The organism is Lwoffella lincolnii (genome assembly GCF_037201985.1).
Taxonomy (GTDB): Bacteria; Pseudomonadota; Gammaproteobacteria; order Pseudomonadales; family Moraxellaceae; genus Psychrobacter; species Psychrobacter lincolnii.
Genome location: NZ_CP147511.1, coordinates 557,523 through 570,884 on the forward strand (window position 1 = coordinate 557,523; position 13,362 = coordinate 570,884).

The 13,362-nt window shown below is 42.5% G+C and carries 10 protein-coding genes; 4 read left to right on the forward strand and 6 right to left on the reverse strand.

Going from position 1 to position 13,362, the window contains the following annotated elements; genetic code table 11:
* Nucleotides 1-29: 29 nt before the first annotated feature.
* The 3 genes from WDM69_RS02485 to hflX form a co-directional block, all read right to left on the reverse strand.
* Entirely contained in the window at nucleotides 30-2,399 is a 2,370-nt protein-coding gene (locus WDM69_RS02485) for an ATP-binding protein (RefSeq protein WP_338755628.1), read from the reverse strand.
* Between the two features lie 41 nt (nucleotides 2,400-2,440).
* Nucleotides 2,441-3,469: a galactose ABC transporter substrate-binding protein gene (locus WDM69_RS02490; RefSeq protein WP_078306085.1), complete on the reverse strand. Its 1,029-nt coding sequence runs from the start codon at nucleotides 3,467-3,469 to the stop codon at nucleotides 2,441-2,443.
* A 243-nt stretch (nucleotides 3,470-3,712) separates the two neighbouring features.
* A complete protein-coding gene (gene hflX, locus WDM69_RS02495) occupies nucleotides 3,713-5,083 on the reverse strand; it encodes a ribosome rescue GTPase HflX (RefSeq protein WP_338755629.1) in 1,371 nt (456 codons plus the stop codon).
* Nucleotides 5,084-5,421: 338 nt separating this feature from the next.
* On the opposite strand from hflX, the gene WDM69_RS02500 reads away from it, so the two are divergent.
* Both WDM69_RS02500 and WDM69_RS02505 read left to right on the forward strand, forming a co-directional pair.
* On the forward strand, nucleotides 5,422-6,222 hold the full coding sequence (locus tag WDM69_RS02500; protein ID WP_078306087.1) for a lysophospholipid acyltransferase family protein: 801 nt from the start codon (nucleotides 5,422-5,424) through the stop codon (nucleotides 6,220-6,222).
* Nucleotides 6,223-6,334: 112 nt separating this feature from the next.
* Entirely contained in the window at nucleotides 6,335-7,315 is a 981-nt protein-coding gene (locus tag WDM69_RS02505) for a LysR family transcriptional regulator (RefSeq protein WP_078306088.1), read from the forward strand.
* A gap of 222 nt (nucleotides 7,316-7,537) precedes the next feature.
* On the opposite strand, the gene nhaA is transcribed toward WDM69_RS02505, so the two are convergent.
* The 3 genes from nhaA to purM form a co-directional block, all read right to left on the reverse strand.
* Nucleotides 7,538-8,761, reverse strand: coding sequence for a Na+/H+ antiporter NhaA (gene nhaA / locus WDM69_RS02510; RefSeq protein WP_078306089.1), 1,224 nt, complete (start codon nucleotides 8,759-8,761; stop codon nucleotides 7,538-7,540).
* Nucleotides 8,762-9,147: 386 nt separating this feature from the next.
* Complete coding sequence (purN, locus tag WDM69_RS02515; protein ID WP_078306090.1) at nucleotides 9,148-9,864, reverse strand: phosphoribosylglycinamide formyltransferase; 717 nt, start codon at nucleotides 9,862-9,864, stop codon at nucleotides 9,148-9,150.
* Nucleotides 9,865-9,967: 103 nt separating this feature from the next.
* Entirely contained in the window at nucleotides 9,968-11,062 is a 1,095-nt protein-coding gene (gene purM / locus WDM69_RS02520) for a phosphoribosylformylglycinamidine cyclo-ligase (RefSeq protein ID WP_078306091.1), read from the reverse strand.
* Nucleotides 11,063-11,267: 205 nt separating this feature from the next.
* Here purM and WDM69_RS02525 point away from each other — a divergent pair, with 205 nt between their 5' ends.
* Complete coding sequence (locus WDM69_RS02525; RefSeq protein ID WP_078306092.1) at nucleotides 11,268-12,371, forward strand: AI-2E family transporter; 1,104 nt, start codon at nucleotides 11,268-11,270, stop codon at nucleotides 12,369-12,371.
* Between the two features lie 172 nt (nucleotides 12,372-12,543).
* A complete protein-coding gene (gene tsaB / locus WDM69_RS02530; protein ID WP_338755630.1) occupies nucleotides 12,544-13,323 on the forward strand; it encodes a tRNA (adenosine(37)-N6)-threonylcarbamoyltransferase complex dimerization subunit type 1 TsaB in 780 nt (259 codons plus the stop codon).
* Nucleotides 13,324-13,362: the final 39 nt, after the last annotated feature.

A 13,362-nucleotide genomic window follows, 5' to 3' on the forward strand; every position in this document is an offset into this window, starting at 1 on the left:
AACCTCGTATGGGTTGATTGTTAAATAATTTAGCGGTCTATTTTGATACTAAATTGGGTATGGTCGTTTATTTGTGAGCTGATAGTTAGCTTGCCACCAAGTGCTTGTATCTCATGTTTGACAATATCCATGCCAACACCTTTACCTGCATCTTCACTGACTTGCTCTGCAGTACTTACCATGGGCAGAAACAGCAACTGCAAGATATCATTTTTTGTCATAGACTGGGCTTGTTCAGCGGTAATATGACCTGCGTTGATTGCAGATTGTTTGAGCTTATCATAAGATATGCCACGCCCATCGTCCCGACAAATCAGCTGATATTTACCATTGGCTTCACGTTGTAGATTTAGTGTCAGTTGACCGACAGGAGATTTACCAATTTGTTCACGTTCATCTGGCAATTCAATGCCGTGTACGATGGCGTTACGTAATAGTTGAATGCTGATTTCTTTAAGCCGATTGGTGTCTTGTTTGTTTAAGCCCTCATCTTGCCATTGATAATCTAAGGTTACTTGTTTGTGTTGACGAGTGGCGATATCTTGAGCAAATTGTTCAAAATAAGCATCAGAGCCGTTAGATTGTGATTGCTCTTGTGCGTTTATGGTGGGTGTGTTTATGGTGGGCTTGTGTTCTTGAGGTGGCTTTTTTAACTCATCATCATAGGCAGTGCTGTTTCTTTTTTGTGATATGGTGATAGGTTTGGTTGATTTGGTGTTGTGTGTTGATGATGTTGGTACTAGGTGTAGGCGTTCATTTAATTCAATGACAAATTGATGCAAGCTCATTAATTCATCTAGATGTACTGCCAACGGTAAGAAATCATCACCAGCTAAACTATGATTGGTTAATAAAGCTTGTGTTTGTTGTTCGATTGCTTCTGATAAATCGATGTAAGCTGTAAATCTGAGTGCAGATGCTTCACCTTTTAGCCCATGGATATGGCGATAAATACTGTTGGCTTTTTGGTGTAGGGCAGAGGTATTGCCTGCTGTGTTTTTGAGAGTTTCGTTGATTTGCTCTATTCGATGAGCAGTATTATCAATAAATTCACCTAATAAAACATGATCCATTGATAGAATGTTGCTAATCATTTCAAATTGGCGGTTATTTTGTGCTTGTTCTTTTTCCAGTTTATCTTGTAAGATTTTGGCAGCAGTAACATCACGCACACTGACCAGCACTCTATCAATCTCATCACCTTTGTTAACTCGTGAAAAGTCAAAGTCTAGGTATTTTTGTACTGGTGTGTCATTTTCTACATAGTTGTATGAGATGGTTTGTAATGGGTTGAGTTCTTTGATTAAGTCTTCAACTACCCAATTACTATATAGTTGGTCAACGAAGGTGTTGGTGGTTTCAAGCTCTTTATCATTAATTTTGTTATTTAAGATATCTGTCAGTTTTCTGCCAGCAATATTTTTAGTGCCTAAGATAGGTTCTAGCTGGTTGGAGTATTCTGAATCAATCACTAAATCTTTATTAATCAAAAATAAGCCATCATTAACGGTTCTTAGAATGTCAGTTGCTTGTTGACGTGCGATGGCAAGTTTTTCATCACCTTGTAGTAATTGACGTAAAGAACCAAATACAATCATGAAAAATAGGATAAAAGCGGTGATTACCCCTACGATGAGAATGTATATCTGTATTTGGGTTTGCTTAGATGCTTGTTGGTTTAGTGCTGATGATAAGTTGTTTGCTTCGGTCAGTAATGCCAAGTTATAAAGACGAGTATAGTCAACCAAATAATCACTGGTTTGTTTGTCAATATAGCCTTGCTTGGTTTCGGCGATGAAGTTATCTAATAGACCCAAATAAGGAGTCCAAATTTCTTGCATTTCTTCTAATGCTTTAACAGCATCAGGATTAGTTTCGGCGGTTAAGGTAACGGTTTCTCCTGATGTCAGGGTAACTTCACCACCTTGTTTAAAAGCTTTGAGTGCATGTTCAAAGTCATCACGTTGCTCTTGAATAGCTTCAATCTTATACAGGGCGATTTGTGGTAAGTCTGAGAGTGGTACGATATCACCTGTGTCAAGGTCGTTTATGCTTTGCTCAGCTAAATCTGTAGATTGAGAATCAATGGTTTGTGTGGGGTTTTGGATAGGGCTTGGGCTTTGTGTAGATTGAGTGTTGTCCTGTTGGTTTAATGCTGTGTCCACATAAAGGTTGATGTCCAGTAGGTTTTTGGATAATTGTTGAGTTATCGCCCCTTGGTGACTGGATACATCAAGCTCTTGGGTAAGTGTGGCAAAGCGGTTGGTTGAGATAAAGTTAAGTGCCAACATGCCAAGAATCAAAAGCAAAAATGACACAACCAATATGATTAAGGTTGAGTATTTTTTGTACTTTGAACCTGTGGTATGGGTATTAGCAGTGGGCTTGCTGTCTGCCATGATTATATTTCCTATACGATTTTATTTTGATAGTGTAAAAATTAGTTATTTTTGACATCAATATCTTGGTAAGGAATAAGCACTGTATCGTATTCCAAACGATAATCAATGCCTTCCATCACAGGTTTTTCTGTTGCTAAATTGGCTGCCATGCGTAAGGCCACTTTGGCTTGATTGTCATAGTCGTTAAATACCGTTGCTTGCATGTCGCCAGATTTGACAAGTTCTTGAGCTTTTTCTCCTGCATCAATGCCAAAGACAGGCAGTTTGATATTATGCTGTTTAAGAGTCTCAATCGCACCGATTGCCATGTTGTCATTGTTTGCTAAAAGTACTTCGACATTGGTAAAATTGGGGTCGTTAATCCATGACTCTACCATGTCACTGGCTCTTTGTTTGTTAAATAGGGCGTAATCTTGAAATATTTTATGTACAGGAACTTGTAAAGTTGGGTAGTTTTGCATAGTTCCGATTGACCATTTGGTGCGGGCCATTGTTCCTGAGTGGTTTGGAATGCCCTCTAATATGGCATATTGAATGATGCCATCTTTATTTTTATCCCAATCAGGATTTTTTTGCCAACTTTCTAAAATTTTTAGTCCTTGTATGACTCCTGCTTGGTTAGCATCGCCATCAACAAAGTAGGCATTTTGACAGTCGGCGATATTTTTTTCACCGGGGTTTCGGTTGATATAAACAACGGGAATATTTTTATTGCAGTATTTTTGGACAAATTCTGTGCCTTGAGATACGTCAACCATATTGACTACCAGAGCTTTTGCACCTTTAGCAATCATGTCATCAAGTTGTTTATATTGGCGTTCTTGGTCGTTATCGGCTTCATCAAGCAGTAAAGTCAGTGATGATTGCTGTTCTGCTGTCGTTTTAAAGGCGTTGTACATGTCTTGGAAAAAATCGTTTGTGGTGGTGGCACTCATGGATACTCCCACCGTAGTGGCTGGGTAAACATTGACAGCATCAGATGGTGTGGTATTTGATATCTGCTGTGAGCAGGCTGTTGTTGTCCCAAGGGCAATAACCAGTAGGGTTAGAAAATAGCGATTTATCATAAAATTGACCTATTAATAACATCATGACGATGAGAATGCTGTTCCAAAACTATTTCTTAAATCCATCAAAGGAAATTTGACGATGACTTCCTGCCTTAAGTATCTTAAATCTTAATAGGCAACGTGGAAGAGTTCTGCGTATTAGGTAATGGATTGATGGGTAAAAAACTTGTCTATTTGTATCTTAACAAATTGTATCTTAACAAATTTGATTACCATACAAAACCCATAAATTATCAATGGTTATGTTTTGTTTTTTTTGTTAAATGCCTGTTGTTTGTCTATTTCAAAAAATTCAGGTTCAACCAACAGTTGTTGTGCTTGCTCTGGTGGCAGTACGTCATTGGGCGTGATGCCTGCTTGTCCTAACAGCTGTTGTAGTTTGGAGATGGGTAGGGTGATGTCAAACACTTCTTGCCCTGTGTTAGGGTTGTGATGTTTGCTTTTGATGACATTCAGTTCATATAAGGTGTTTTTGAGCTGACCTGCGTCATGGGGCAGGGTTAAGGTGAAGTGGCCAAGTTCGCCTGTGAGCAGTTGTTGCACCGCTTGAGTCAGCTTATCCATGCCCATGTTGGCTTGGGCAGAGACATAGACACGATTGGGGACATTTTGACTGGCATAGCCGATGTGTGCAGGTTCGCCTGACAAGTCAATTTTGTTATACACTTCCAACACAGGAACGTCATTATTGATTTGAGCCAATACTTGTTTGACTGCATCGATTTGTTCGTGCATGTCTTCACTGGCAGAATCGATGATGTGCAACAATAGGTCTGCTTCTAATGTTTCTTCTAAAGTGGCGTGGAAAGATTCAACCAGCTCATGGGGAAGATGACGAATAAACCCCACTGTGTCAACCAACACCACACGTCCCACACCTGTCCAATTTAAGTGGCGTAGGGTAGGGTCTAGGGTGGCAAACAGTTGGTTGGCGGCATAGATGTTTTCATCAACCAATCGGTTAAATAAAGTGGATTTGCCCGCATTGGTGTAGCCAACCAGTGATATGGTGGGGGTTTCGGATTTTTGTCGTTTGGCTCGTCCTTGCGTTCGGGTTTGTTTGACTTTATCAAGCTTGGTTTTTAGCTGATTGACTCGAGTTTGTAGCAGTCGTCTGTCGGTTTCTAGTTGCGTCTCGCCAGGGCCTCTTAGACCGATACCGCCCTTTTGTCGTTCTAAGTGCGTCCAGCCTCTGACCAGGCGAGTAGAGAGATGGGTCAGCTGAGCCAGTTCTACTTGCAGTTTGCCTTCATAGGTGCGTGCTCGTTGGGCAAAAATGTCTAAAATCAGTCCAGTTCTGTCCAAAACTCGACATTTTATCAAAGCTTCTAGGTTACGCTCTTGTGATGGTGATAGGCTATGGTTAAATATCACAATCTGGGCATCATGATGTTGTACCAATTCGGCAATTTCTTGGGCTTTACCTGTACCAACAAAGTATTTGGCATCAGGTTTGAGCCGTGAGCCTGTTACCAGTGCCAATCGCTCTGCCCCTGCTGAGTCTGCCAATAATTCAAATTCATCTAAATCATCAGGGTCTTGGATTTGGTGAATGTCTAAATGTACTAAGATTGCCCGTTCACCGCCTTTGTGTCTGTCAAAATATTGCAAGACATTATCCTTTATTTATCAGTTGTGTGTTGTTAGTTGTTAGTTGCATGTTGTGTGTCATTCGCCATGGTGGCTTAGCCATATTGACATGGGAGGGTTGGCAGAATAAAGACGCATTTTGTAACATTTTAATGGCATGGTTTAATCAAATGATGGGGGATAACGGCTTTTTATGGGGTGTTTAACAGATGTTGTAAAGGTGTGTCTTATTAAGGTTGCTGGTGATGGTTATTTACCCCATGGGGGTTTGGTGCTAAGATGGCATGTTTATTGATTAAATTAATCAAACTAAGTTAACCACCTGAAATTGACCACATAAAATTAGGGCTATTGCATACATGAGCTTACAACATCGAATTCGTACCCAATGGCAACGCAGTAAAAAAATGGCTTCTGTTACCCATGCTTTTATTGGTGGATTTAAAAAAGCACATCAAATTGGGGCGTTTAAAGAGCCACCCAGAGACATTTTGCCCAAATACATTCAAGTGTTTTGTCGTAAGATGTGCTTGGCGTTTGGCGTACAAGTGGTTACGGTTAAACCCATGCCCGCCACCCATGGTTTATGGGCATCTAATCACATCTCTTGGCTGGACATTCCTGTCGCTGGTAGTGTCAGTGGGGCATTTTTTTTATCCAAAGCTGAGATTGCAAAATGGCCATTGGTTGGAGCATTGGCAAAGGCGGGAGGCACTTTGTTTATTCAGCGGGGGTCGGGAGATGCTGGTACGGTGGCGGAGCAAATTGCCAAGTTTATGACACAAGGGGCATCGGTGTTGTTTTTTCCTGAGGCGACCACCACCAACGGACACAAAATTAAACGCATTCACGGTAAGTTGTTACAAGCGGCCATACAGACCAATTTGCCCATTCAACCGATGGTGATTTGTTATGTGGATAGACATGGGCATATCAGCACCCAAATTCCTTATTATGGTGATATGACGATTAAAGACAGTTTCATGAACGTTTTAGATGATAATGAAATCACGGCGTATGTGTTGCCCCTTGAACCACTTTATCCTGATGGCAAAAGCCAGCATGAATTAACGGACCTATTACAGCAACGTCTGCAAGAGGGGCTAAGCACGTTACAGCAACAGGTATTGACGGTAAAGCCCACAGATGCCCTGTGGTAAATGACTGTGGACAGATAACGGTGGCAAATAACCAACCCAAAAACTGCTGTTGATGTGTTTTGATGTCATGGGTGGTTTTTTATGCCATGATGGCATCAGTAGGAATAAGCGTATGAATTTACAAAAAGTGGATTTAAATCTGTTGGTGCATTTAGATGTCTTGTTAAGAGAAAAAAATGTTACTCGAGCGGCAGAACAGTTGGGCATCACTCAGCCAGCCATGAGCAATATTTTACGTCGATTGCGTCAATTGTTTCATGACCCTTTGTTGATACGTTCGTCCGAGGGCATGTCTCCAACCGAACGAGCTTTAGAGCTACAGCCACGCATTCGTGAGATTTTGGCGGATTTATCACAGGTGCTAGAGCCACGTACTGAGTTTCGTCCTTATAGCACGTCTCGAGTGTTTCGTATCATGACATCTGACTATGCCGAGGCGACCCTTGTGCCTAGGTTGGTGAAAGCCTTGCGTAGTGAAGCACCCAACGTGATATTGGATTTTTTGACCCCATCTGATGTGTCGTACCGTGATATGGAGCAAGGGCGAGTGGATTTGGCGATTAACCGCTTTAATGAAATACCGCAAAGTTTTCATCAGGTGTTGGTGTGGCGAGATACCTTTAGTTGTCTGTTGTCTGCCGATAGCCCCTATGTCAACCGCTTTAACTTAAAAAACTACCTAAAGGCTCAACATGTGTGGGTATCTAAGACGGGCATGGGTGTGGGATTTGGGGTAAATCCAGAAAAGTCAGGCGGTCTTGGTTCGATTGACCAAGCTTTACAACGGCTGGGCAAAAAACGTCAAATCAGTATCTTTACTCGTCATTATCAAATGCCTGCCATGTTGACTGCCAATAAAGATTTGATTGCAACCTTACCGACTCGAGTGGCAAAAATGCAAGCAGATAATGACAACATCATCATAAAAGAACCGCCATTTTTTATCCCTGAATTTGAATTGACCATGGCGTGGTCGCCTTTGTTGCAACACCACCCTGCCCATCGTTGGTTGCGTCAACTTATCATGCACGTGGCACGGCAAGTGGTGGCAGAAGAACAAAGTCAAGGCTTATTGCCTAACAATCAACGTTAAACCAACTTTAACATACCATGCGTCATTCTTTACCCATCATTTTTGATTTTGGTGGTGATGTCAGCATGGGCAACTTAATCAGGGCATTTTTATTTTGACACTTGCCCTTTTTAACAAGGGTCAGTCGTGATTGCTTTTTTACCCATCAAGCATACAGCCAACAGGTGTTGGCTGATATGGCAAGAGAAGTAAGTGGTGGGTATGTGGTGGCGAAGAAATGTATCAATGGGCATCTGGGATATAAGTGTTGTCGTCGCTTGGTTGAGCTAAATCTGCCAAATCCATGTTGGTGCGTTTACTGATGATGTTTAAATACACATAGCCTGCAATGCCTGATAACAATGACCCCAAAATAATGCCCAAACGTTCATCAAACACCTTATCAACGGCACTAAATGCCAAACCACCAATAAACAAGCTCATGGTAAAGCCAATACCGCACAATAACGAGACTCCAAAGATGTGCTTCCAGTTAATTTCATTGGGAATGCTGGCAAGTCCAAATTTTACCCCCAACCAGCTAAACAACATCACCCCAATTGGTTTACCTAAAAACAGCCCAGCGGCAATCGCCAGTGGCACAGGGTGGGCAATCTCACCCAAACCTGCCCCACCCAAATGAATGCCTGCATTGGCAAAAGCAAATATTGGCAACACAATAAATGCCACACCGTCTTGTAAATCATGCTCTAAATCTTCTAGCGGTGAATGCTCTTCATCGTCTTTATCATACATGGGGATACAAAACGCCAATAATACCCCTGCGATGGTGGCGTGAATGCCAGATTTGAGTACCGCAAGCCACATAAACAAGCCCAAAATCAGATAAGGGGCAATGCGAGTAACATTTAAGCGGTTTAAGGCAAACACCACTGCCAAAATACCGCCCGCCCAAGCCAATGCTGTCAAAGACAAACCGTGAGAATAAAAAAAAGCAATGATTAAAATTGCCCCAATGTCATCAAAAATAGCCACCGATGCCAAAAATACCTTTAGGGCAACAGGCACACGATTGCCAAGCAGACTGATGACCCCTAAGGCAAAAGCGATGTCGGTGGCAGCAGGAATCGCCCAACCTTTTAAAAACTCAGGATTGTTCCAGTTAATGGCGGCATATATCAAACCAGGCATAATCATACCACCAACGGCAGCCAGTGCAGGCAAGACGATTTTTTTGACTTCTGACAGCTCACCGACCAGCATTTCTCGCTTTAGCTCAAGCCCCACCAAAAAGAAAAATATTGCCATTAGACCATCATTAATCCAATGTATGGCATGTTTATCTAAGACAAAATCACCCACATGCACGCCAATGGACATCTCTAATAAATGGTGGTAATGTCCGTATAACGGTGTGTTGGCGATAATCATCGCCAACACAGCGGCGAATGCCAGCACCACGCCACCAGCAATGTCTGACTGAAAAAAATCACGAATGCGTTGCATGAAATCCCCAAATGAACTCTTCAATTAAATCTCAAGTGAAATAATACTCAAAAATCAACCAGCGTCTAAAAAAAAGCCACATTATAAAGTAAATGCCCCATCGCCAGTCAAATGCTGATAAAAAATTACCAGTAATTTACATAAGAGTAATAAATTAATGCTTTACCCCCAATTCACGCCACCTGATGCCTAATGTGTCTAATATGACCAAGGAGGGCGTGTGCTTCAGCGACGGCTACGGCTACCTCAATAATAAGCACTATGGCTACCGTGTTTGTGCCGTGTGGTCAGCATCTTAGATTTTAGATTTTTTGCTGTCGTCAGCAAAACATGGTCGTGGGTAATATATGTCTTAAGTCTTATGCCCATGGCAACATGCTTCAATGTCATTTAAAAAATAACCGCCAAGGTAAATCAGGCAACTGAGTAAAAGATAAGGGGCTGGGCGAGCTGGCATTGGTTGAGCTGTCAGTAGGTTGGTGATATTGAGCCTGTTTAAGCACAGTTAAAGGCAACACACCTTGAGCAATCAGCTTGATTGTCCATGGCAGAAGTTGATGCTCAAGACGATGCACGCATTGCTGTAGCTTATCGGCGGTGATGTCAACTGGCACGTTCATGACCGCTTGGGTCAATACCTGCCCTGCATCAAGCTGAGCGGTAACCACATGCACGCTACAACCGTGGGTGGTCTCTTTGGCTGATAATGCCCTTTGATGGGTATTTAGTCCCTTATATTTGGGCAATAGTGATGGGTGTAGGTTGATTATCGGAGCGGGACATTGATTGATAAACTCACCGCTTAGCACACGCATGAACCCAGCCAACACCACCAAATCCGCTTGCCAGTCGTTGAGCTGGCGTTGGGCATGTTGCTCAAAGGTCTTGATGCCCATTTTTTTGCCAGTGTCGGTGTGCGACAGTACCGCCACCTTGATGCCCGCTTGTTTGGCACGAGTAATGGCATAAGCGTCATTTTTATTGCTGATGACCCCAACGATGTCAATGGGCAACTCACCTGCCTGCTTGGCATCGATTAAGGCTTGTAGATTGCTTCCGCCACCAGAAACAAGAATGGCGATTTTTAAAGAATTGGTTTGCATGATTTAATGAACATGATTGAATGAATTTGATGAGATATTGAGATTATTTCCTACTTAAAAAACATCAAGATAAGATTTTTAATAAAGAGCATGTCAAATCTTATCAAAGATATGTGACCGCATCACCGCTGGCATCATCAGAGCGTTGAACAATTTTACCCAATTTCCATGCGTTTTCGCCATTGTCATTGAGCAGTTTAATGGCTTCATCTGCCTTATGATGTGGCACAATCACAACAAATCCCACGCCACAGTTAAAGGTGCGATACATCTCTGTTTGTTCAATGTTGCCTGTTTGTTGTAGCCACGCAAACACAGCTGGTAAGTCCCAAGAATGGACATCAATTTGAGCGGTTAAGCTGTCGGGCAACACTCGGGGCAAGTTGTCGGTTAAGCCGCCACCTGTGATGTGTGCCATGGCGTGTAGGTTGGTGTTACCAAGGGATTTTTGTAGGGTTTGAATGGCGTTGACATAGATTTTAGTTGGGGTAAGTAGCACGTCTTTGAGTGGTTTGTTATCAATGGTTTGGGTGTTGATGTCTATGTTTGCCACGTCAATGATTTTGCGTACCAATGAATAGCCATTGGAATGCACCCCACTTGAAGCAATCGCAATGAGTATGTCGCCTGTTTGTACGTTTTTTCCTGTGATGACTTCGCTTTCTTCCACCACACCGACACAAAATCCTGCCAAGTCATAGTCTTCGTTTTGATACATTCCGGGCATTTCGGCAGTTTCGCCACCGATTAAGGCACAATTTGCCAATTGACACCCATCACCAATGCCTTTAATCACCGCTTCGGCGGTGTCCACATCCAGCTTGCCTGTGGCATAGTAATCTAAAAAAAACAATGGTTCTGCCCCACACACAAGCAGGTCATTGACACACATGGCAACCAAATCTTGCCCAATGGTGTCATGTTTGTTGAAGTCTAATGCCAGTTTGAGTTTTGTTCCCACGCCGTCCGTGCCTGACACCAACAGTGGGGATTGGTAGCCTTGTGGGATACGGCATAATGCCCCAAATCCGCCTAATCCACCGATGACTTCAGGGCGAGTTGTGGCTTTGGCAACCGATTTGATGCGTTGTACCAAGGTTTCGCCAGCGTCAATGTCCACACCTGCATCTTTGTAGCTTAAAGGTTGAGTGCTGAAAGGTTGAGAGCTTGATGGGTTTTTTGGGGGGGCTTGGGTCATGATGTGTCGCCTTTAAATAGGTATTGTGGGCATGTTTATAAGATGGGGTGAGATGATGTCGTCATTATATAGATATTGGTGCTGATTCGTCTACTCATCATCAATTTTAGGATTAACATAAACAAACTGGAAACAGCATGATAAATCCGTCATCATTATCGGTCGGTTTATTTTTATGGTCATTATTATCATAAGGACATCTAACATGCAAACTCGTTACACCATCGATCCATTTTTTCGCCGTTTATTTTTGGTGGCGATTATGGTCATTGGGTTGTATTTGTTGTATCTGATGATGCCTGTCATCATGCCGTTTTTGTGTGCATTTATTTTGGCGTATTTGTTTAACCCTTTGGTCAAGCGGATTGCTTTGATTATGCCCAGATGGCTTGCCATCATGGTGGTGTATGTGGGCATCACTGTGGGGGTGGTGTTATTGGTGTGGTGGCTCGCCCCCATGCTTTGGAATCAGATGCAGATGGCATGGAATTATTTGCCTGTTGCTCAAGAGTGGTACAATGGGCAAGTGCGTGATGTGATACAACACTACACACGCATTCGCTTGCCTGCGATGGAATCCAAACGTCTGTCTGAGACGTTGGTCGATTATATGCGTAATAATTATAACGTACAAGATGCTCAAGCTTTATTTCAACAAGTGCTGGTGTCAGGCATGAACTTTATCAACAATGCAGGATTGATTGTGTTGATGCCCATTTTGATGTTTTATTTTTTATTAAACTGGAATGAGCGTTTGCTTCAGTGGCAACAAGCATTACCAAAGGTTTATCGGGCAAAAATCATTGAAATATTCATTGACATGGATAAGGCGTTAATGTCCTTTGTGCAAGGTCAGCTTGTGGTCATGATATTGTTAGGGGTTATTTATGCCATACAGTTGCAGCTGATTGGCTTGGGTCTTGGTTTAACCATTGGTATGGTTGCTGGATTGGCAAGTTTTGTGCCTTATTTGGGGTTTGGGATTGGTTTTGTGGCAGCCATCATTGCAGGCTGGTTTCAATTTGGGTTGGATTGGCTGCATTTGGGGTTGATTGTGGGGGCGTTTTTGGTGGGGCAGGCGGTGGAAGGTTATGTGCTACAGCCGTTATTACTTGGTGATAAGATTGGTTTGTCCCCATTATGGGTGATTTTTTCAGTGCTGGCAGGGGCAGCATTGATGGGGTTTGTGGGCATGTTGATTGCCCTGCCTGTGTCTGCCATCATCAATGTGCTGTTTCGTCATCTGTATCATGCGTATTTGCGTTCGCATTGGTATCAAGGTCATCGCCAGTATTCGTTGTTTGATTAGTATTCGTTGTTTGCTTAAAGTAGTGTTTGCTTAAAGTGGTGTTTCGCTTTAACATGGTCGGCGCTGTTGTGAACAGCGATGTGATGTCTTTGATGGTGAATGTCTCACGTTTGACTTTTTTATCATCTGACCTTTTTTATCAACAAAATAATTTAAAAAATAATTCATGCCCATGCAATCTTTAATAAACCAGTCAAATTCTATCCTTGTTATTGACACCGTTTTTGAGCAATGCTCAGTGGCGATTTGGCACAATCAGCAAGTCATCTATTCACACACCGTGGCTGGCAAACGTGAACAAACGCAAGTTGTGTTGCCAATGATTGACACTGCCATCAATCAGACAGGTTTGCAGTCTTGTGAGTTTGATGCGATTGCCTTTAACCAAGGGCCGGGGGCATTTAGTGGCATTCGAATCAATACGGCAGTGGCTCAAGCCTTGTCATTTGCTTATGATGTGCCTTGTGTTGGGGTGTCAAGTTTGCAAATCATGGCTCAATCCGCTTATGAACAATATGGTCATGACCATGTTTTTGCCTGTCTTGATGCCAGAATGCAACAAGTCTATGTGGGTGAATTTGCTGTGCAAGACGGTCTGATGCAACCTGTGAACCATGGTGTTAAACATGGCACTTCACATGGTAATCAGCAATCAGCAGAGCAAACACAATCTAATCAAAAACAATCTAATCAAGCACGACCCAATGAATATTTGCTTGATTATGATGCACAAACGCACGCCAATTATCCGATGGTTGGTAATGGTGCTGTGTTATTGATGGCTGCTGCTGAGCAAACACAACAGACACACTTATCGCTTGATGCAGGTATTTTGGCAAAATTGGCATCAAATCATTATGCCCAACATGGTGGTGTGCCAGCAGAGCAAGCCTTGCCTGTGTATCTTAGGCACAATGCTTGGAAAACACTAAAAGAGCAAGGCAAAACGTAAAACTAAAAAAGCATAAAACTAAAAAAGTTAAAAGGTAAA

What these genes read in the sequence shown, in the direction of transcription:
- WDM69_RS02485 (WP_338755628.1), bottom strand. Translation starts at nt 2,399, where the DNA reads ATGGCAGACAGCAAGCCCACTGCTAATACCCATACCACAGGTTCAAAG.
- WDM69_RS02490 (WP_078306085.1), bottom strand. Translation starts at nt 3,469, where the DNA reads ATGATAAATCGCTATTTTCTAACCCTACTGGTTATTGCCCTTGGGACA.
- WDM69_RS02500 (WP_078306087.1), top strand. Translation starts at nt 5,422, where the DNA reads ATGAGCTTACAACATCGAATTCGTACCCAATGGCAACGCAGTAAAAAA.
- WDM69_RS02505 (WP_078306088.1), top strand. Translation starts at nt 6,335, where the DNA reads ATGAATTTACAAAAAGTGGATTTAAATCTGTTGGTGCATTTAGATGTC.
- nhaA (WP_078306089.1), bottom strand. Translation starts at nt 8,761, where the DNA reads ATGCAACGCATTCGTGATTTTTTTCAGTCAGACATTGCTGGTGGCGTG.
- purN (WP_078306090.1), bottom strand. Translation starts at nt 9,864, where the DNA reads ATGCAAACCAATTCTTTAAAAATCGCCATTCTTGTTTCTGGTGGCGGA.
- purM (WP_078306091.1), bottom strand. Translation starts at nt 11,062, where the DNA reads ATGACCCAAGCCCCCCCAAAAAACCCATCAAGCTCTCAACCTTTCAGC.
- WDM69_RS02525 (WP_078306092.1), top strand. Translation starts at nt 11,268, where the DNA reads ATGCAAACTCGTTACACCATCGATCCATTTTTTCGCCGTTTATTTTTG.
- tsaB (WP_338755630.1), top strand. Translation starts at nt 12,544, where the DNA reads ATGCAATCTTTAATAAACCAGTCAAATTCTATCCTTGTTATTGACACC.